Raw genomic sequence first — 18,059 nt, forward strand, 5'->3', positions numbered from 1 at the left:
TAGATTGATATGCCTTTTCGGTTTAACAGATAAGGCCATCAAGGGGACGTCCCAGTCGCTGCTCACGACGAGCAACTGATCTCCAGATGCTTGCCCCACTCCGGCGGGCGTTCGGCGTAGCGTTGCATGCCGGGCTGTTCATCGAAGGGACGGCTGAGCACGGCGTGCAGTTCGCGCACCGGGCCATAGTCGCCCTGTTCGGCGGCTTCGATGGCCTTCTGGGCCAGGTAGTTGCGCAGGATGTATTTCGGGTTGACCGCCTGCATGCGCGCCTGGCGTTCGGCCTGCTCGCCGCCTTCACGGTCGCTGCGGGCCTGGTAGTCGCCTGCCCAGGCGTCGAAGCCGGCGAGGTCTACGAAGTCGTTGCGTACCACCTGCAGCGCTTCGGCTGCTGGCTGCTCGCCGAGCTTGCGGAAGAACAGCGTGTAGTCGGTGGCCTTGCCGGCCTGCATCAGTTGCAGCAGGCGCTGGATCAGTGCCTCGTCATCGTCTTCGGCCTGGGTAAAGCCCAGGCGCTTGCGCATCAGGTCGAGGTAGTGGGCCTGGTACAGCGGCAGGAATAGCTCCAGCGTTTCGCGCAGTTGCTCCACGGCGACGCAGGGCGTCAGCGCCTGGGCCAGTGCAGCGAGGTTCCAATGAGCGATCGGTACCTGGTTGCTGAAGCTGTAGCGACCGGTGTCGTCGGAGTGGTTGCAGATGTGGTTGGCATCGAAATCGTCGAGGAAGGCGTAGGGGCCGTAGTCGAAGGTGATGCCAAGGATCGACATGTTGTCGGTGTTCATCACGCCGTGACAGAAACCGTAGGCCTGCCAGTAGGCGATCATCTGCGCGGTACGCTCCAGCACCTCACGGAACATCGCCAGCCACGGCTCCGCCTGCTCCAGGCAATGGGGGAAGTGGCAGGCCAGCACGTGCTCGCCGAGCACCTTCAACTGCTCGTGCTGGCGCGTGTAGTAGAAGTACTCGAAGTGGCCGAAGCGCACGTGGCTGCGTGCCAGGCGCAGGACCATGGCGGCGCTTTCCTTCTTCTCACGCCAGACAGGCGTGTCAGAGCCGGTCACGCACAGCGCCCGTGAGCTGGGAATACCGAGCGCGTGTAGGTGTTCGCTGGCGAGAAACTCACGGATCGACGAGCGCAGCACGGCGCGGCCGTCGCCCATACGCGAGTAGGGGGTCATGCCGGCGCCTTTGAGGTGCAGGTCCCAGTGTTCGCCTGCCTCGTTCAGCACCTCGCCGAGCAGCAGGCCACGGCCGTCACCCAGGCGCGGGCTGTAACCGCCGAACTGATGGCCGGAATAGACCATCGCCCGTGGTTCGGCCTCACCCCAGAGCTTGTGTCCGGCGAACAGCTCGGCGAATTCCTCCCGTTGCGCTTCGCTTGCCGACAGGTCGAGCAGGGCCATGGCCGACTCGCTCGCCACCACCAGCCGGGGCTGCTCGATGGGCTCGGGCAGCATCTCGGTAGAGAAGGCATCACCCAGGCGGGCGAAGCGGTTGTCGAAGGTCAGCTCGTCGAGGCTTTTCACCTGTGGCTCCTCTGCAGGTCAGGATGTGGCGGGTGGCGGTGGCGTGTCTTGCACGCTGGCGGCGCCTGCTGCTGCGGCTTTCGCCAGGTCTTTCTGGTCGAGCTTCTGCTCGCCGTGCTCGAAGTTCTTCACGTACACCTCGACCTGGCGGAAAGCGATGTTGATGCCGTTCTTGGGGAATTCCTTGTCGATGAAACGGTTGATCTCGTCGGTGGCCGGGTTACGGTCGCCGAGATCGCGCACGTGAATGCGCAGCTCGTGATCCAGCGTGCTTTCGCCGAAGTTGAGGAAGTAGGCAATCGGCGCCGGGTCCTTCAGCACCCGGCTGTTTTCCTGCGCGGCCTGCAGCAGCAGTTTGCGCACCAGATCGAGATCCGAACCGTAGCCCACGCCAACCTTGAGTGTGACGCGGGTGACCGTGTCGGTCAGCGACCAGTTGATCAACTGGCCGGTGATGAAGGTCTTGTTCGGGACGATGATCTCCTTGTGGTCGAAATCGGTGATGGTGGTCGCGCGGATGCGGATCTTGCTTACCGTGCCGGACAGGTTGCCGATGGTCACCACGTCGCCGATACGCACCGGGCGTTCGAAGAGGATGATCAGGCCGGAAATGAAGTTGGCGAAGATTTCCTGCAAACCGAAACCCAGGCCGACCGACAGCGCTGCCACCAGCCATTGCAGCTTGTCCCAACTGACCCCCAGCGTGGACAGCGTGCTGACGATGCCAATCGCGACCAGGGCGTAGGACAGCAGTGTGGTAGTGGCGTAGGCGCTGCCCTGCGCCAGGCGCATGCGTGACAGCACAAGCACTTCCAGTAGGCCAGGCAGGTTACGCGCCAGCGCTACGGTGATGGCGACGATGATCAGCGCGCCAAGCACGTCCATCAGGCTGATGGGGACCAGCGTTGCTGCGTCTCCCGTGCCGCTGCTGTACTCGTACAGATTGACGGTATCGAGGTAGGTGAACACGCCGATCAGATCGGCCCAGACCGCGTACAGGCAGACCAGGAAGCCGCCGAGCAGGGCCAGGCGAATCAGGCGCAGAGACTGCTGGTTGACCTGCTCGATATCCAGGGTCGGCTCTTCCACCGGTGCTTCGCCGTCCAGGCTTTCCTTGCTCTGTGCCTGACGTTTGGCCAGGGCGCGCTGGTAGGCCAGGCGCCGTGCTGCAACGCTTAGGCCGCGCACCAGAGTGGCTTCGACGATCAGCAGGATGATTAGCAGATACAGAGTGTCGATCAGCCGGTCAGTGAGCTTGAGCGCGGTGTAGTAGTAGCCGAAAGCGACCGCGCCGATCAGCGCCAGTGGCAGTAGGTTGAACAGCACGCCGAGGCCGGTGCGCAGCCCGGAGGCGTTCTCGCGCAGCGGCGCGTTGAACAGCAGGTGGAACAGCAGCCAGGCCATCAGGGCGTAGCAGGTCAATACCACGGCGATGCCGATCACGTCGTTGGCGAGGCTCGCCGGCTGATGTTCGGCGATGCTCACCACGGCGACCAGCGCCATCACCACCAGGCCCAGGCGGCGCAGATGCTGGCGGAAGAAAGTGACGTTGGCCGGCGGCCAGTGGAAGTGCAGGATGGCCACGCCATCGGGCGAGAGAATCCGGTGCAGGGTGTAGAACACCAGCCAGGCTTCGGCCATCTCGTACAGGGCGCCGCCCAGATAGAGGTTCTGGCCGCGGGCGTCGTGCAGCAGGGCATAGCCGCAGAGCGCGAGGAACAGGGCCACCGGTAGCGCCAGGATCAGGTTCAGACCCAGAGCCAGCGGAGTGTGTAGCTGGCTATCGTGCTTGTAGTGGCCGATATCGCCATGCAGGCTGCCGAGCTTGTTGAACAGATACTGACGGCGCCTGAGGATCAGCGCGCAGAGTAGGATCAGCGGCAGGAACACCAGGGGACGGTCGATCAGCCCCGCACCCAGTTCGCTGATGGCGATTGCCCAGGGCATGTCGGCGAGCTGCTGCTGCAGATGCCGGGGAGCCGATTTCAGCCAGTCCAGGTCGAGTGGCTTGTTGCTCGGAATCCAGAACATCTGCTCGTCGATGGTGGCGCGCAGACTGCTGGCGGTACTTTGCAGCTCCTTCTGGTTGAGCTGCAGGGTGATCGACTCATTGAGCAGTGCGTTCAGCGAGCGGTTGAGGCGGTCGAGCAGTTCGCGACGGGTGTCGAGCTGGTCGAGCAGGGCCGTGCGCAGCTCCGGGGTGATCTCTTCACCCGGCTGGTTGGCCAGCAGGTTGTCCACATAGCGGGCGGGGTCGCGAGTCTCTTCGCGCTGCTTGTTCAGCTCGAACTGGTACAGGCGGATATCGGCGATTTCATCGGCCAGCGAGCCGTCTTCAAGCTTGAGCTGAGGCAGCGCCTGCTTCTGCTGATAGAGAATTTTCGACAGCAGCAGGCTGCCCTGCAGAACTCGAATCTGCTCGTCCAGCGCCTGTTCCGCCTGGCCCAGGTTGTCCAACTGCTGGCGCGTCTGCAGATTCTGTTCGGTGAGACGGTTGAGGCGATCCGTGGCGCGCAACAGGTAGTCGGATAGCTTGAGATTGAGCGTGCTCTCCTTGGCCAGCAGCTTGTCCGAGCTGGCGCGCTCGGCTTCCCGCGATTGCTCGGCGACGGTCTGTTCCGACTCGGCGCGACGTCGCTCGTTGATCAGGCTCTGCAGGGCCTGACGCTCCTGCTCGGCACGGTTGATGCGTTCTTCGAGCAAGGCGCGCTGGGCGCTGCCGAGATCCTGCAGGAGGCTGTTGCCGGCCAGTTCCTGGCGGCGCAGTTGGGTCTGCGCGGCGAGCAGGGCCAGTTCCGCATTGAGTTGGTCGCGGCGCTCCTGGCTCAGCGATTTGCCCTCGTAGCGACCGCTCTTGAGACTGTCATTGATCAGTTGGCTGCGTGCCTGGTTCTGGCTGATCTCCGCTTGCGCGCGCTCCGGGCGAGTCTGGGCGGTAATCACTAGGCTATTGGCTTCGATGATCGCCTTGTTCCATTCGCTGAGCTGGCTGGAGCGTTCGTTCAGCAGTTGTTCGAGCTGCGGCAGCGTCGTGCGCGCATGACGTTCAGCGACCGGTTGATCGGGGCTGGCCTTGAGCCGGGTCAGCTCGCGTTGAGACTCGGTGATCAGGCGGGGGGCTTCGTCCAGTTGCTTGCGCAAGTCGTTCAGGCGTTGCTCGGCTGCGTCGCGATCCTTGAGCATGCGCAGCGTCTGTTCCAGCGTCTGCTTCATGGCCAGCTGTTCAGCTTCAGGCAGCTTGCGGTCGGCCAGGCTGTCCAGGCTCTGCTGGACGTTCTCGGCTTTTGGCGGTTCGTCGGCGAACGCCGGCGGCAGGCTGAGGCACAGGGCGAACAGGATGGCAACGAGGGGCAGGCGCGACAGGTGCATGGTGAAGTGATCTACCGATGGCGGTGGCGATGAGAATACTGGCGGCTTAACGCATACGCGGGCCTGTGGCCCGCGTGTGGTGCTGATGCTAGCAGAGTCCTAGAAGTGCAGCCCGGGCCCCGGACGAACACCTTCGGGGAATCTGACGCCAACCTTGCGCACCTTGTTCCCTTCCATGGCCGCTACGGTCCAGGTCAGGCCTTGCCATTCCACCTGATCGCCGACGATGGTTTCACCGCCGATCTCATGGGCGATGAAGCGCCCGAGCGACTGGTTACCTTCGATGTCACCCAGTTTCAGGCCATAGAGCGCTGCAACAGCACTGAGCTCGGCGTCACCTTCGAGCACGAAGTCGCCGAAAAAGCGCAGATCCTGGCCACGCTTGGGCGCCTGGCTGAACAGCTTGCCGAGGGCCGGCAGGTCGTGCTCGTGGCCGATCACGCAAAGCAGGTCGCCGGCTTCCAGGCGCGTACTGCCGGATGGGTGTAGCAGCTCACGGCCACGGAACAGCGCTGCGATACGGGTGCCTTCCGGCATGTTCAGTTCGCGCAGGGCCGCGCCGATGCACCACTTCTCCACACCCAGGCGATAGACGAACAGCTCCCACTGGCTGGTCGGATGCACCTCCAACCCGGCGCGTGACACTGGTGCCGGCTCCGGCGGTACGGTAACGCGCATCAGCTTGGCCGCCAGCGGCAGACTGGTGCCCTGCAGCAGCAGGGAGATGATCACGATGAAGAACGCCACGTTGAAGAACAGCTGTGCGTTGGGCAGCCCGGCCATCAACGGGAACACGGCGAGAATGATCGGCACCGCGCCGCGCAGGCCGACCCAGGCGATGAACATGCGCTCGCGGTCGTGGAAGGCGCGAAAGGGTAGCAGGCCGAGGAAGATCGACAGCGGCCGGGCGAACAGGATCATCCACAGCGCCAGGGCCAGCGCCGGCAGGGCGATGGGCAGCAGCTCATGTGGCGTGATCAGCAGGCCGAGCACCAGGAACATGCCGATCTGGGCCAGCCAGGTGAGGCCGTCGAGCATGTGCAGGATGCCGTGGCGTGAACGAATCGGGCGATTGCCCAGCAACAGGCCGCACAGGTAGATGGCGAGAATGCCGCTGCCGCCCACGGCAGTGGTGATGGCGAAGATGATCAGGCCGCCGCTGACCACCAGCAGGGGATACAGGCCGGTGGCCAGTTCCATGCGGTTGATCAGATTGAGCAGCAGCCAGCCGCCGCCCAGGCCCAGCAGCGTGCCGAGGCCGAACTGCTGCACCAGCTGGATCGGCAGATCCCAGCTGAAGCCAGTCTGGCCGCTGGCGAGCATGGCGATCAGGGTGATAGTGAGGAACACCGCCATCGGGTCGTTGCTGCCGGATTCGATTTCCAGGGTCGAGCTGACCCGCTCGTTGAGGCCGCGACCGCCCAGCAGGGAGAATACCGCGGCGGCATCGGTGGAGCCGACGATGGCGCCGATCAGCAAACCTTCCAGCAGGGTCAGGTTGAACAGCCAGGCGGCCGCGATGCCAGTCAGGCCGGCGGTGATCATCACCCCGATGGTGGCCAGTGACAGTGAGGGCCACAAGGCCACGCGGAAGCTGGAAACCCGAGTGCGCATGCCGCCGTCGAGGAGGATCACCGCCAGCGCCAAGTTGCCGACCAGATAGGCCAGGGGGTAATTGTTGAAGACGATGCCGCCAGGGCCGTCGGTGCCGGCGAGCATGCCGACACCAAGGAAGATCACCAGGATAGGGATGCCGAAACGTGTCCCGAACGCGCTGACCAGAATGCTGGCTGCTACCAACAAGGCGCCGATCAAGAACAGATTGTTGATGGCGCTGGCATCCAAATGCGCGTACTCCTGGCTGGGTGGACGGTGCGCCGTTATGCATGGCGCGTGCCAGGGATTCTAACCGTAGCCTTCGTACTGCTGTCAAAAAGGTTATTACATTTTTCGAGCTAGCCCCGCAGCGGCCGCTGGGCGGACGCTTCGATGCTGCTCCAACTGACTCAGAACCAGGCGTCCTGCATGCTCAGGCAGGTATCGTCGCGGGCTTCTAGGATGGCGAGATCGTGGTGGCAGCCTGGCACCTCCCAGGTCAGGAAGTAACGCGCAGCCTGCAGCTTGCCACGGTAGAAGGCCTGCTCCTCGGCATTGTCGGTACGGGCCAGGCCCTGTTCGGCGCGAATCGCCTGCTCCAGCCAGCGCCAGCCGATCACCGTGTGCCCGAACACCTTGAGGTACAGCGCCGAGTTGGCCAGGCCCTGGTTGACCTTGCCGCTCATCAGGTCACCGAGCAGCGCCAGGGTCACCGCCTGCAGGCGCGCCACCAGTTGTTCCAGCGGTTGGCGCAGGGCAGTGAGCGACTCATATTCGCTGGCGCGCTGGCAGCACGCATTGATCAGCTTGAGCAGCTGCTTGAGTGCCGCGCCACCGTTCTGCGACACCTTGCGGCCGAGCAGGTCGAGGGACTGGATGCCGTGGGTGCCTTCGTGAATCGGGTTCAGGCGGTTGTCGCGGTAGTACTGCTCCACCGGGTATTCGCGGGTATAACCGTGGCCGCCGAGAATCTGGATGGCCAGCTCGTTGGCCTTGAGGCAGAACTCCGAAGGCCAGGATTTGACGATGGGCGTGAGCAGGTCGAGCAGCTCCAGCGCATGGGTGCGGTCTTCGGCGGTTTCCAGCGTATGGGTATCATCGAACAGTCGCGCGGCATACAGGCCGAGATCGAAGGCACCCTCGACATAGGCCTTCTGCGTCAGCAGCATGCGTCGCACATCGGCGTGCTCGACGATGGAAATCTGCGGGCTGCTCGGGTCCTTGCCGTCCGGTTGGCGCCCCTGCGGGCGGTTGCGGGCGTAGTCCAGGGAGTAGAGGTAGCCGGCGTAGCCGAGCATGATGGCGCCCATGCCGACGCCGATGCGTGCCTCGTTCATCATCTGGAACATGTAGGACAGGCCGGCGTGCGGTTTGCCTACCAGATAGCCGACGCACTCACCGCTGTCGCCGAAGTTCAGCGCAGTGGAGGTGGTGCCGCGCCAGCCCATCTTGTGGAACAGGCCGGCCAGGGTGACGTCGTTTCGTGCGCCCAGGCTGCCATCCGCATTGACGTGAAATTTCGGTACCAGGAACAGGCTGATGCCTTTCACGCCGGGCGGGGCATCCGGCAGCTTGGCCAGGACCATGTGCACGATGTTCTCGGAAATGGGCTGGTCGCCGCCGGAGATGAAGATCTTGTTACCCTTGATGCGATAGCTGCCATCAGCATATGGCTCGGCCTTGGTGCGGATGTCCGACAGCGAGGAGCCGGCGTGCGGCTCGGTCAGGGCCATGGTGCCGAAGAAGCGACCGTCGATGATCGGCTGCAGGAAGCGCTCTTTCTGCTCGTCACTGCCGAAGGCTTCGATCAGATTGGCCACGCCCATGGTCAGCATCGAATAGGAACTGGTGGCGCAGTTGGCGGCCTGGAAGTGGGCGAAGCAGGCCTGCGACAGCAGGTTGGGCAGCTGCATGCCGCCGTGCTCGAAATCGCGGGTGGCGTTGAGAAAGCCCGCTTCATGGAATGCGCGTAGCGCCGGTTCGACCTCCGGGATAAGCACCGCGCCGCCGTCCACGTATTGTGGCTCGTGTTCGTCGTTCTTGCGGTTGTGCGGGGCGAACAGCTCCTCGGCAATACCCCGTGCAGTGCTGATCGCCGCGTCGAAGGTCTCGCGGTTGTGGTCGGCGAAGCGCGGGCGCTGGGTGAGGGCTTCGGCATCGAGTACTTCGTAGAGTTCGAACGCCAGGTTGCGGGAGCTGAGCAGTGTCTCGGACATGGAACGGGCCTCCAGATGATCGAGCGAGTCTAGGCAGCCAGTCGCCCGGCTGCCCAGTATCATCATTGGCCGTGATAAAGCGCTACATCATCCTGCCAATGCCCGTTTCGTAGGAGCGGCTTCAGCCGCGAATTTCAACCCCGAGCGAAGCCCCGCGCCAGCTCACGCGTCAGTTCGGCCGCTGGCATGGGCCGGCAGTTGGCGATGTTCTGCCCGGCCCACAGCGGCGAGAAATCGCCGCTGCCGCGAGCCTCGGCCGCAGCACGCAGCGGTGCGATGGCCGCCGTGGCCAGAGGAAAGGCCGGTGCCAGGGCGCTCAGCGGCCCCAGCTCGCGCATCAGGCGATTGACGATGCCGCGCGCCGGGCGCCCGCTGAACAGGTTGGTCAGGGTCGTATGGCGAGCCGTCGGGCTCTGCAGCGCGGCACGATGGATGGCACTGGTGCTGGCCTCCGGACACAGCAGGTAGGCACTGCCGACTTGCACGCCCGCAGCGCCGAGCACCATGGCAGCCGATACACCGCGTGCATCGCTGATACCACCGGCGGCGATCACCGGCACGTCGAGGGCATCGACCAACTGCGGTAGCAGGGCGAAAGTACCAAGCTGACGGCTCAGGTCGTGATCGAGAAAGTGCCCGCGATGCCCGCCGGCCTCCAGTCCCTGGGCGATTACCGCGTCGACGCCGCGTTCCTGCAGCCACAGCGCTTCGTCCAGTGTGGTGGCGCTGGAGAGGATCTTCGCGCCGCTGCGGCGTACGCGTTGCAGCAGGTCTTCATCTGGCAGGCCGAAATGGAAACTCACCACGGCCGGGCGAAACGCTTCCACCAGTGCCGCCGTTTCATCGTTGAACGGCAGGCGTCCGGGCCCGCTTGCGATGGCTGCCTGATCCACGCTCAGCTCCCGGTAGTAGGATGCCAGCGCCTCTCGCCAGCACATCTCCTGCGTGGTATCCGGCTCGGGTTGCACATGGCTGAAAAAGTTGAGGTTGAACGGGCGCTGGGTCAAGCCGCGCAGCGCTTCAAGCTCCTGACGCAGGGCCGCAGGCGTGAGCATCGCGCAGGGGAGTGAGCCCAGGCCGCCGGCTTGGCACACGGCAGCGGCCAGTCGGTGGTTCTGCGAACCGGCCATGGGCGCCTGGATCAGGGGGAGTTCACTGCCGAACAGGTCATTCACGAACATGAGGATTTGCCCCTTTCAATGGATGTGAGTGCGGTAGGCGTGCGCCAGGTCCAGAACAGCGACCATAGCAGGGCCAGTGCGCCAATCGAGAAGCTGCTGGTCAGGCTGTAACCAGCGGCGGTCCAGTGTTCGACGAACCAGGGGCCGATCAGCTGGCTGCTGCCGTAGAGGCTGATCAACAACGCCGCCAGGCGCGGGCCCTGGTCCGGCTTGAGGGTGCGGGCCAGTCGCTGCGTGAGCAGGACGGTACCCATGAAGGTGCCGCCGACCAGTACGGCGCAGCCCAATACCCCGACCGGGCCGGGTAACAGGACCGGCAAGGCGGTTCCCAGCAGTTGCAGTAGGTAGTTGCTCTGCAGGGCGCGACGGTCACCGAGCCAGGCGCCGACGTGATTCCACAGGCTGGCGGAGATCAGACACGCCAGCGCGGTCCACCACCAGTTGCCGAGCACCAGGGGGTGATCCGGCGGCAACTGTTCACGGGCCAGTGCGGGCAGGAAGGTCAGCGGCAGGATATAGCCCAGGCCGGCGCCCAGATAAGCCAATAGCAGCGGCAGGCTGCTGCGGTCGATCAGTCGCCCGTGCGTGCGGGCCTTGGAAAGGGTGGGCAGCTGTTGGGCCAGGCGTCGCAGCATTGCTGCGCTGAGCAGTGCCAGCGGCAGGGCGACCAGAGCCATCGGCAGCCAGCGTAGCGGCCCCTGCCAGGGCGTGAGTACGACCAGCAGGCCGCACAGCAGCATGCCGCCGCCCAGCCCCAGATAGACCAGGCCGCTCAGCGCCGTGGCCTGGCGCAGGGCCAGCCATTCCAGGACCAGGGCCGGGGCGAGCACGAAGACCACGCCGTTGCTGATGCCGTTGCTCAGACGCAGGAAGGCGAGCATATCGATGTCGCGGGTGAAGACCTGTGCCAGGGTCAGACCGGCATTGAGCAGCAGCGCGACCGGCAGGCCAAGACGTAGCCCGCGAGGGCTGGCCATGGGCAGGGCGAGCAAGGCGCCAAGCAAATAGCCCAGGTAGTTCCAGGTCGCCAGCTGGGCGCCCTGGGCAAGGCTGAACAGACCATCGTCGAGCAGCAGTGGTAACAGCGGAGTGAAGGCGAAACGCCCCAGGGCATGCACGGCCACCAGCGCCAGGGCGGCGGCGAGTAGGGCGTTGAAGCAGTCGCGGTCGAGTCTGAACATCTGGCCTCCGGTCGTGCTGCGCACCTTAGTCGTTGTCCTGCCAGGACTGTTAGTGAAAAATACTGCGATCAATTTTCACTTTTGGTGAAAGAACAGTGGATGCCTGGCAACGTCTCAACCCGCAGTTGTTGCGCTATTTTCTCGCCGTTGTGCGTGAGGGCTCTCTAAGCGCCGCCGGCGCGCGGCTCAATTGCGTGCCGTCGAATGTCTCGGCCCGCCTGCGTCAGTTGGAGCAGCAGCTCGACACGCACCTGTTCCGCCGCCAGGGCCAGCGCCTGCGGCTGAGCCAGGCGGGTGAGCGCCTGCGCCCGCATGCCGAGCATCTTGAACAGTTGTGCCAGCTGGCCTGGCGCAGCGTGCAGGAGGATGTCTGGAGTGGTGATCTGCGTCTGGGCTCGATGGAAACCACCGCGGCCGTGCGCCTGCCCGAGCTGCTCGCGGCCTTCCATCAGCGCGCGCCAAGGGTCAACCTGCAGTTGAGTACGGGGCCGAGCAGGCGGCTGGTCGAGGAGGTGCTCAGTGGGGCGTTGGATGCGGGGCTGATCGGCGGGCCGTTCGAGCATCCGCAGCTCGATTGCCTGCCGATCTGGCAGGAGGAGTTGATGCTGGTGTTGCCGCCGGGCCAGGACGCCGCCGAGCTGGGAGCACGGCCACAAACGCTGCTGGGCTTTCCCGAAGGCTGTCACTACCGTGAGCGCCTGGAGCGCTGGGCACTCGCCAGTAACCTGCAGGTGGCGGCGCGGCAGAGCTATGGTTCGATCGATGCGATCTTCGCCGGTATCGCCGCGGGTATGGGCATCGGCCTGCTGCCGCGCAGCCTGCTCGAACACCACCCTCGCGTGCATCTGGTGCATTACCAGGCCATCGCCCCCGAACTCGGAGCGACCACCACCCTGCTGGCGCGGCGTCGCGACGCTGGCGAGCATCCGCCGTTGTCCCTGTTGCTGGAGCAGATGCGCGCGCAAAGTTCGCTCAGCGAGTAAACTCCACGGCTGCTTCGGAGACCTTCATGAACTATCGCCACGCCTTCCATGCCGGCAACCACGCCGACGTGCTCAAGCACCTGCTGCTGACCCGCCTGATCGCCCTGCTGTCGAAGAAGGAGGCGCCTTTCGCCTACCTCGATAGCCATGCCGGGATCGGCCTGTATGACCTGCAAGGTGATCAGGCCAGTCGTACCGGCGAGTACCAGGAGGGCATCGGTCGCCTGTGGCAGGCCACGCAGCTACCGGACGCGGTGGAGGCCTACCTGGACGTGGTGCGGGCGATGAACCCCGATGGTGAGCTGCGCTACTACCCAGGGTCGCCTGAACTGGCGCGGCTGCTCAGCCGTGAGCAGGACCGTCTGCAGCTCAACGAGAAACACCCGGATGACGGTCGGCTGCTCAAGGACAACATGCGTGGCGACCGTCGTGTGGCCGTGCACCTGGGGGAGGGCTGGCATGTGCCACGGGCACTGATGCCGACTCGCGAGAAGCGCCTGTTGCTGCTGATCGACCCGCCCTTCGAGCAGACCGATGAGCTGCAACGCTGCGTCGAAGCCCTCAACGAGGCGCACGGGCGCATGCGCCAGGCCATTGTGGCGATCTGGTACCCGATCAAGGACGAGCGCCAGCTTGCGCGCTTCTATCGCGATCTGGGCAAGAGTGCTGCACCCAAGCTGCTGCGCGCCGAACTCTATGTGCATGCTCCGGACGACGCGGCGCGCCTGACTGGCTCGGGGCTGGTGATCAGCAACCCACCTTGGGGGCTGGAGGACGAGCTCAGACAACTGCTGCCGTGGCTGGCCGACGCGTTGGGGCAAAGCCAGGGTGGTTGGCGGCTGGACTGGTTGGTCGAGGAGAAACCGGCTGGTTAGCACGCTTGCAGGTGGTGCGCGCGGCGCACCCTACTCCCGAGCTCGCGAATGCGCGTTTCAGCGCGTAGTCGGACTTCAACCTGGCTTGTGATTAGGCTCGATGTGATAGCTCAGGTTGCGCCGCGGGCTGAGGTATTCCAGCACCTCCAGCGGTAGCTGCGACGGGCGCAGGCTGCGGGCGATGGTCAATCCGGGCTCTTCGGCCAGATCGACGATCAAAGCTTCCTGTTTGGGGAGGTTCGGGTCATAGACAACCAGCGTCGGCTTCAACGCCTGATTCGGATTCATGCCCAGCACCAGCGCATAGCGCTCGTCTTGCAGTTGCACCAGGCTGCCTGGCGGGTAGACGCTCATGACGCGGATGAAGGCCTTCAGCGCCACGTCATCGAAATGCTCTCGCTGTTGCTTGAACATCAACGCCAGGGCCTCGTGTGGGCTCAGCGCCTGGCGTGGATCGAGCGGGTTGCACAGGTTGTCGAAGCGGTTGGCAATGGCCACCAGCCGGCTCAGTCGGCCAATGCCGGCCTCGCGCAGGCCACGTGGATAACCGGAGCCATCGCAATGCTCGTGATGCTCATGGATGATGCGCAGTACTTCGTCGTCGAGCATCAGCTTCTGGCCCATGCGCATACCGAAGTCGGTGTGCATCTGCAGCAGTTGCTGTTCCGGGCGGGTCAGTGGCTCCGGCTTGAGTAGCACCTTGCTCGGCACTTCCAGTTTGCCGATGTCGTGCAGCAAGGCGCCGAGGCCGAGGCTGTGGCAGGCCTCGCTGTCGAGCCTCAGTTGGCGGCCGAGCAGCAGCGACAGCACGGACACGTTGAGAGCGTGGAAGTAACTGTCTTCGGCGGCTTTGCCGGTAATCCCATGCAGGACCACGCCGGGTGCGCCGAGCAGGGTTTCGACCATCTCGCCGACGATGGCGCCGGCCTGACGCATGGCGTCTTCGGGGCGACTGCGCAGGGTCTGGTTGAGGGCCTTGATGCGTTGACTGGTTTCGATGAAACGCCGGTCGACTTCGGCCAGGCGCGTGCGCAGATGGCGCAGCTTCTGCACGCGCTCCTCGCGGGCGCGACTCTCAGGATCGTCCGGCACCTCTTCCTGTTCGGGTTCGGGGGCGCTTGCGGCAAGTTCCAGCGGCGGGCAGTCGCTGCGCGCCGGGTCGTACCGTAATTGCCTGAGATTGAGAGCGCGCAGGGCGCGGATCTGCGCCTCGTCCTTGATCTTGAAGTTGCTGAAAGCGAAGTCGTGCTCCCACCAGCTCAGGTCGAGATGCACATAGAGCCCGACACAGAGTTGTTCGGGCGTGATGTAGGGAGTGCTGGCAGACATGCCGTGTTCGCGCAGGTGATGGCTATTGGCCGGCAGTTTAGTCCGGCGCAGGTCGCCGGTCAGCCTTTCTTTCTCTCGGACTCAGGCCATCACGTCGATGCTGTTGCCCAGGTTCGGCGGATTGCTCGGCATGCTGGCCGGCGCCACCGACTGCATCAGGCCGCCGATGTTGGCGGCCTGCAGTTCCAGCGTCTTGCGCAGCAGCAACAGCGACATCTGCGCGGCCATCTGCGCCGATGCCTGGCTGGATACCTGACTGGAAATGCTGCTTATGTCCACGGCGATCTGCTCGACTTCAAGATTCAGGGGGTAGACATACGCCTGTTCCACCCAGGCCGCAATAGCCGTTGGGATTTTTTGCCAGGTACTGCTGGTGATAGGTTTCGGCGTAGTAGAAGGTCGGTGCCAGGCCAATCTCGGTGGTGATGGCGCCCAGGCCGGCCTTGTCCAGCTCTGCCTGGAAGCGTGCCTGGCTGGCCAGCGCAGCGCTCAGTTGGACGTCGTCCTGGCAGTAGATCGCCGAACGATACTGGGTGCCCTGATCGTTGCCCTGGCGCATGCCCTGAGTCGGGTTGTGCGCCTCCCAGAACACCTTGAGCAACGCCTCGAAGCTGGTCTGCTGTGGGTCGAATACCACCAGCACCACTTCGGTATGCCCGGTCAGGCCCGAACAGACTTCCTCGTAGGTGGGGTTGGGGGTGAAGCCTCCCGCATAGCCGACCGCCGTGCTGAACACGCCGGGTTGTTGCCAGAAGCGCCGCTCTGCGCCCCAGAAGCAACCGAGAGCAAACACCGCCTGCTGCAAGCCGGCCGGGAAGGGCGCTTTGATCGGGTTGCCATTGACGTAATGGGTGCTGGCTACCGGCAGCGCTTCGCTGCGGCCCGGCAAGGCCTGCTCGGCGGTTGGCAGGGCCAGTTTGTGAACGAGTATCTGGGAACGCAGAACCATGGCGATCTCCTGATTAAAGGCTGAGTTTGGACTCGGTCGATGGCCGCGTGTTACGTCCGCTGGTCGGTCTTGCGGCCGCTTTCGGCCTGCGGCCGGCAGGGGTAGCGGCGCAGGCTGTCGATCAGCTCGCGGCCCGGGATCGGTTTGTCGAACAGGTAGCCCTGACCGACATCGCATTGCTGGCGGCGCAGAAAGCCGAGCTGAGCGCCGGTTTCGATGCCTTCGGCAACGACCTTGAGCTTGAGGTTGTGGGCCATGGCGATCACCGCCGAGGTGATCTCCATGTCGTCCTGGTTGTCGGGGATGTCCTTGATGAAGCTGCGATCGATCTTGATCACGTCGATGGGAAACTTCTTCAGGTAGCTCAGCGATGAGTAGCCGGTGCCGAAGTCATCCATGGCCAGGGTCAGGCCCAGGCTTTTCAGGCGGCCGAGCTGGTGGCGGGTGTCATCGGTGGCTTCCAGCAGCAGGCTCTCGGTCAGCTCCAGCTCCAGCAGTCGTGGGTCGAGCTGTTCTTCGTGAAGGATGGCAGCTATGGAGCCGACCAGATCCGGGTCGGAGAACTGCTTGGGTGACAGGTTGATCGCCACTTGCAGTTCGCCCAGGCCGATGGCAGCGATCTGTTTGCTCATGCGGCAGGCCTGGCGCACCACCCATTTGCCGATGGGGATGATCAGACCGGTTTCTTCGGCGACGCTGATGAACTGGTCCGGGCGGATCATGCCCTTCTCTGGGTGCTGCCAGCGCAGCAGCGCTTCCATGCCCAGCAATTGCCCGCTCTTGAGGCACAGCTTGGGTTGGTAGAAGACTTCCAACTCGCTCTGGGTCAGCGCCCGGCGCAGGTTGTTTTCGACGAATAGTTTGTAATTGGCTTCGGCGTTCAGTGCTTCGGTGAACAGCTGCACCTGATGTTTGCCGTTGGCCTTGGCCTTGTGCAGCGCCAGGCCGGCGTGCTTCATCAGGGTTTGCGGGTCTTCGCCATGTTCCGGGGCGATGGCCAGGCCTACCGAGCCGGTGATACTGATCAACTGATTGTCGACGAACAGCGGCTTGTCCAGCGTCTGCAGCACCTGTTGTGCGATGTGCAGGCCGCTTTCCTGATCGCTACCGTCCAGGAGAATGGCGAACTCGTTGCTGGCAAAACGTGCCAGCGTGCCCTGGGTGCCCAGGCTATTGCGCAGGCGACGGGCCAGGGCGGAGAGGAGCTTGTCACCCGTCTGATGGCCGAGGCTGTCGTTGATGCGCTTGAAGTTGTCGATGTCCACCAACAGCAACCCCATGGGCCGCCGGCTGTTACGCGCGAAACGCTCCTCCAGGCTGCGGATGAATGCGGGGCGGTTGCCAAGATTGGTCAGATTGTCGGTGTAAGCCAGGCGCTCGATGCGCTGCTGCGCCAGCTTGGCATCGGTGATGTCTTCGTAGATGCCGATGTAGTGGGTCAGCTCGCCGTCGTCACCATAGACCTTGGAGATCGACAGATGGCCCCAGTAGGGCTCCTGACTCTTGCGCCGGCTGCGAAATTCGCCTTGCCAGCTGCTGTGTTCGGCCAGGCTCGAGTCTGCGTCGAACAACAGGTCGCTGAGATTGGCCAGCGCTGGCAGCTCGGACAGTCTATGGCCACAGACCTCGTCGCTGCTGTACAGGGTGATGGCAGTGAAACTCGGGTTGACGTATTCAACGCGGCCATCGCGATCGACCAGCAGGAAGGCGCTGGCGCTCTGTTCGACAGCGCGCTGGAACAGATTCAGGGCGCTGGTGGCGGAACGCCTCTCCTGGTTGATCAGGACTTGGGCGAACTGGTCGGCCAGTTCGCCGGCAAAGGCAATTTCGTCTGCCTGCCAGTTACGTTTAGGCCCCATATGCTCGAGACAGAGGATGCCGACCACTTCGCCTTCTATGCGGATGCTTGCATCGAGCATCGAGCTGATACCCAGCGGGGCCAGATAGTCGGCGCTCAGTTCGCGTGTGCGCGGGTCCTGTTGCGCGTCATGGGCATCGATAGCCCGGCCGCTCTGCAGTGCCTCCAGGTAACTGGGGACGTGTCGGGCATCTACCGGCGGCAATTGTTCATGCCGCTCGAGGTCACGGCGGTACAGCGATATGCAGTCGAGGCGCTCGTTGCGCAGTTGCCAGATGCCTGCCCGGGCCACCCCGTAAACCTCGCAGGCCGCTTGGGTAATGAGCTCCGCGGCTTCCTGTTGCGGGTCGCTGGAAACGTAGCGCTGGCGTGACAGGCGCACGATCAGCTGCTGTTGGGTATGCGAGCGAGCGAGGTGTTGCAGGTGATCATGCTGAGTGCGCTGGTACTGCTGGAGCGAATCGCGCAGTTGCTGGTTCTGCGCCACCAGTTCCCGGTCATCGGGGAGATACATGCCGAGGTGTTCATCGGCGATCAACAGGTAGCCACGAAGCAACTGACGATTGTGTTGTTTGAACGGCTCGCCGACCTCCAGCAGGCTCAACGCGCCCTGTGGCGTATGCAGGGTGTAGCGCACCAGATAGTGCTGGCCCTGCAGCAGTTGTTGCTGGATGGCATCGTGCAGCCGGTAGCGCGCTTCGGGCTCCATCAGGCTGGCGTAGGGAGCATCGATCAGTGCGCAGAGATCAGCGGCGCTGATGCCGAGTTTGCGCTCGCAGGCCGGGTCGAGAAACAGCAGTGCCCAGCTCGGCTCGTTCAAGCGCTCGAAACGCAGCATGCCGAGCCTCGAGGGCACTGGCAACTGCGTCACAACCTCGGCTGCCGAGCGTGCGCTGGCATCGGGATGGCTTTTCATTGGGCGTTGGGCTTCCAGTATGCTGACCAGGCGAGGCATCCGTTCTCGGTACAACCGCTGCTGCCAGAGGGCGCAGTGGC

The 18,059-nt window shown here is 64.0% G+C and carries 12 protein-coding genes; 2 read left to right on the forward strand and 10 right to left on the reverse strand.

What is annotated here, in order from left to right; genetic code table 11:
- Positions 1-62: 62 nt before the first annotated feature.
- From selO to ACJRW5_RS01190, 6 genes are all read right to left on the reverse strand, one after another.
- Positions 63-1,526, reverse strand: a complete 1,464-nt coding sequence (gene selO / locus ACJRW5_RS01165) for a protein adenylyltransferase SelO (RefSeq protein ID WP_484568706.1) — start codon at positions 1,524-1,526, stop codon at positions 63-65.
- Positions 1,527-1,544: 18 nt separating this feature from the next.
- Positions 1,545-4,895, reverse strand: coding sequence for a mechanosensitive channel MscK (gene mscK, locus ACJRW5_RS01170; protein ID WP_484568707.1), 3,351 nt, complete (start codon positions 4,893-4,895; stop codon positions 1,545-1,547).
- Positions 4,896-4,994: 99 nt separating this feature from the next.
- Entirely contained in the window at positions 4,995-6,740 is a 1,746-nt protein-coding gene (locus ACJRW5_RS01175) for a potassium/proton antiporter (protein ID WP_484568708.1), read from the reverse strand.
- Between the two features lie 161 nt (positions 6,741-6,901).
- Entirely contained in the window at positions 6,902-8,707 is a 1,806-nt protein-coding gene (locus ACJRW5_RS01180) for an acyl-CoA dehydrogenase (RefSeq protein ID WP_484568709.1), read from the reverse strand.
- Between the two features lie 134 nt (positions 8,708-8,841).
- Entirely contained in the window at positions 8,842-9,888 is a 1,047-nt protein-coding gene (locus ACJRW5_RS01185) for an NAD(P)H-dependent flavin oxidoreductase (protein ID WP_484568710.1), read from the reverse strand.
- On the reverse strand, positions 9,879-11,069 hold the full coding sequence (locus tag ACJRW5_RS01190; protein WP_484568711.1) for a YbfB/YjiJ family MFS transporter: 1,191 nt from the start codon (positions 11,067-11,069) through the stop codon (positions 9,879-9,881). Before ACJRW5_RS01190 ends, ACJRW5_RS01185 begins: the two co-directional genes overlap by 10 nt.
- A gap of 95 nt (positions 11,070-11,164) precedes the next feature.
- On the opposite strand from ACJRW5_RS01190, the gene ACJRW5_RS01195 reads away from it, so the two are divergent.
- On the forward strand, positions 11,165-12,052 hold the full coding sequence (locus tag ACJRW5_RS01195; protein WP_484568712.1) for a LysR substrate-binding domain-containing protein: 888 nt from the start codon (positions 11,165-11,167) through the stop codon (positions 12,050-12,052).
- A 26-nt stretch (positions 12,053-12,078) separates the two neighbouring features.
- Positions 12,079-12,927, forward strand: a complete 849-nt coding sequence (locus ACJRW5_RS01200) for a 23S rRNA (adenine(2030)-N(6))-methyltransferase RlmJ (protein WP_484568713.1) — start codon at positions 12,079-12,081, stop codon at positions 12,925-12,927.
- Between the two features lie 75 nt (positions 12,928-13,002).
- Here the strand turns inward: ACJRW5_RS01200 and ACJRW5_RS01205 are convergent, their stop codons facing one another.
- From ACJRW5_RS01205 to ACJRW5_RS01220, 4 genes are all read right to left on the reverse strand, one after another.
- The gene (locus ACJRW5_RS01205; RefSeq protein ID WP_484568714.1) at positions 13,003-14,256 is read right to left on the reverse strand and encodes a cyclic di-GMP phosphodiesterase; all 1,254 of its coding nucleotides are present in this window, start codon (positions 14,254-14,256) and stop codon (positions 13,003-13,005) included.
- Between the two features lie 81 nt (positions 14,257-14,337).
- On the reverse strand, positions 14,338-14,535 hold the full coding sequence (locus tag ACJRW5_RS01210) for a putative motility protein (protein ID WP_484568715.1): 198 nt from the start codon (positions 14,533-14,535) through the stop codon (positions 14,338-14,340).
- A gap of 16 nt (positions 14,536-14,551) precedes the next feature.
- Entirely contained in the window at positions 14,552-15,205 is a 654-nt protein-coding gene (gene msrA, locus ACJRW5_RS01215; protein WP_484568716.1) for a peptide-methionine (S)-S-oxide reductase MsrA, read from the reverse strand.
- A gap of 50 nt (positions 15,206-15,255) precedes the next feature.
- Positions 15,256-17,979 (reverse strand): sensor domain-containing protein, encoded by a 2,724-nt coding sequence (locus tag ACJRW5_RS01220; RefSeq protein WP_484568717.1) that lies wholly within the window; start codon positions 17,977-17,979, stop codon positions 15,256-15,258.
- Positions 17,980-18,059 lie beyond the last annotated feature (80 nt).

The sequence above is a fragment of the Pseudomonas pichavaramensis genome (assembly GCF_050473265.1).
GTDB lineage: Bacteria > Pseudomonadota > Gammaproteobacteria > Pseudomonadales > Pseudomonadaceae > Aquipseudomonas.

Bases quoted from the DNA above. Each gene is read 5' to 3' on its own strand.
- ACJRW5_RS01180 (WP_484568709.1), bottom strand. From the start codon at position 8,707: ATGTCCGAGACACTGCTCAGCTCCCGCAACCTGGCGTTCGAACTCTAC.
- ACJRW5_RS01190 (WP_484568711.1), bottom strand. From the start codon at position 11,069: ATGTTCAGACTCGACCGCGACTGCTTCAACGCCCTACTCGCCGCCGCC.
- mscK (WP_484568707.1), bottom strand. From the start codon at position 4,895: ATGCACCTGTCGCGCCTGCCCCTCGTTGCCATCCTGTTCGCCCTGTGC.
- ACJRW5_RS01185 (WP_484568710.1), bottom strand. From the start codon at position 9,888: ATGTTCGTGAATGACCTGTTCGGCAGTGAACTCCCCCTGATCCAGGCG.
- ACJRW5_RS01200 (WP_484568713.1), top strand. From the start codon at position 12,079: ATGAACTATCGCCACGCCTTCCATGCCGGCAACCACGCCGACGTGCTC.
- ACJRW5_RS01205 (WP_484568714.1), bottom strand. From the start codon at position 14,256: ATGTCTGCCAGCACTCCCTACATCACGCCCGAACAACTCTGTGTCGGG.
- ACJRW5_RS01220 (WP_484568717.1), bottom strand. From the start codon at position 17,979: ATGAAAAGCCATCCCGATGCCAGCGCACGCTCGGCAGCCGAGGTTGTG.
- msrA (WP_484568716.1), bottom strand. From the start codon at position 15,205: ATGGTTCTGCGTTCCCAGATACTCGTTCACAAACTGGCCCTGCCAACC.